Annotated in this window: 1 protein-coding gene and 1 pseudogene; both read right to left on the reverse strand. The window is 65.4% G+C overall.

From position 1 onward, the window contains the following. On the reverse strand, positions 1-1493 hold a 1493-nt coding region (gene mnmG / locus VMR03_RS02880; protein WP_325402096.1), incomplete at its 3' end, for a tRNA uridine-5-carboxymethylaminomethyl(34) synthesis enzyme MnmG. Positions 1494-1621: 128 nt separating this feature from the next. After that, positions 1622-1759 (reverse strand): annotated as a pseudogene (locus VMR03_RS02885) (tRNA uridine-5-carboxymethylaminomethyl(34) synthesis GTPase MnmE); the annotation flags it as partial.

Consider the following 1759-nt stretch of genomic DNA (forward strand, 5'->3'; position numbering starts at 1 on the left):
ACGCCATCCTGATTGATCCGCAGCCCCCGCCGCGCCAGCTCTGTGGGCGACAGGCGAAGCGTCCGGGCCAGCTCCCGCGCCGCTTCCAGCGCGGACAGCTTGGCCGCAAAGGCATCCGCTCGCGCCGTGCCCACCAGCCCTCGCCCGACCCCCTTCGTGGTCAACCGCTGATCGGCATTGTCCGCCCGCAATGTCAGCCGGTATTCGGCCCTCGAGGTGAACATCCGATAGGGCTCGCTGACGCCGCGCGTGATGAGGTCGTCGACCAGCACGCCAAGATAGGCCTCGGCGCGATCGAAAATCAGCGGCTCTTCGCCCCTGGCGGCCAGAGCGGCGTTCGCCCCGGCGATCAGCCCTTGCGCGGCCGCTTCCTCATAACCTGTTGTGCCATTGATCTGGCCCGCCAGGTAAAGCCCTGCGAGCTTCTTCGTTTCCAGCGTCGGGCGAAGTTCACGCGGATCGATGTAATCATATTCGATCGCATAGCCCGGCCGGACCATCCGCACCTCTTCGAGACCCGGAATGGTCTTCAGGAAGGCAAGCTGGATCTCCTCCGGCAGGCCGGTCGAAATGCCGTTCGGATAGATCGTGTCGTCGTCGAGACCTTCCGGTTCCAGAAAGATCTGATGGCTGTCGCGCTCCTTGAAGCGGACGACCTTGTCCTCGATCGAGGGACAATAGCGCGGCCCGACGCCTTCGATATGGCCGGCATAGACCGGTGAATATTTGAGATTGGCTTCGATGATCCGATGCCCGGCCTCGGTCGTCCGGGTGATGTGGCAATTAACCTGCGGCGTCGTGATCGCCCGGGTCAGGAAGGAGAAAGGCACGGGCGGCGTATCGCCCGGCTGGATCTCCAGCTGCCCCCAGGCGATGGTGCCACCGTCGAGCCGGGGCGGCGTTCCGGTCTTGAGGCGGCCAAGCTGGAAGCCGAGCGCGTAAAGCCGGTCCGAAAGACCCAAGGCGGGGGCTTCCCCGACGCGGCCCGCCGGAATGCGCTTTTCGCCGATATGGATCATGCCCCGCAGGAAAGTCCCGGTCGTCAGGACAACCCGGCGGGTCCGGAACTGCCGCCCGTCTTCCGTGACGACACCCGCAACGCCCTCGGCATCGACGATCAGATCATTGACGCCGCCCTCCTCCGTCTGGAGGTTCGGATGGCCGAGAATGGCGTCCTGCATCGCCTCGCGATAAAGCCTCCGGTCCGCCTGGGCCCGCGGCCCGCGCACGGCCGGCCCCTTGCGGCGGTTGAGGAGGCGGAACTGGATTCCGGCCGCATCGGCGACCCGTCCCATCAGCCCGTCCAGTGCATCGATCTCGCGAACCAGATGGCCCTTCCCGAGCCCGCCAATGGCCGGGTTGCACGACATTTCGCCGATCGTCGCGATCTTGTGGGTGAGCAGCAGCGTGCGCGCGCCGGCGCGGGCCGCCGCCGAGGCCGCCTCGCAGCCAGCATGGCCGCCACCAATCACGATCACATCGAATTCGCTCATTCTGCCTCGCAGCGTTCGGCGAAGCTTTATCCCCAGCTCGCCGCCCCGGTCAAAGGATTAGTCGGGCAGTTCCGCCGTTTCGCCGGGGCTTGGCGCCGTGTGAGTCAGACTCTGTTTCACGTGAAACATTATTTGCCGATGCAGAAGTCCCGGAACACAACATCTAGCAAATCCTCGACATCCACTCGTCCGGTGATCCGACCCAGTGACCGGGCCGCCAGACGCAGGTCTTCAGCTACCAGCTCGGTCTCGCGCTCCGCCGCCAA

Source organism: Parvibaculum sp., assembly GCF_035511255.1.
GTDB lineage: Bacteria > Pseudomonadota > Alphaproteobacteria > Parvibaculales > Parvibaculaceae > Parvibaculum.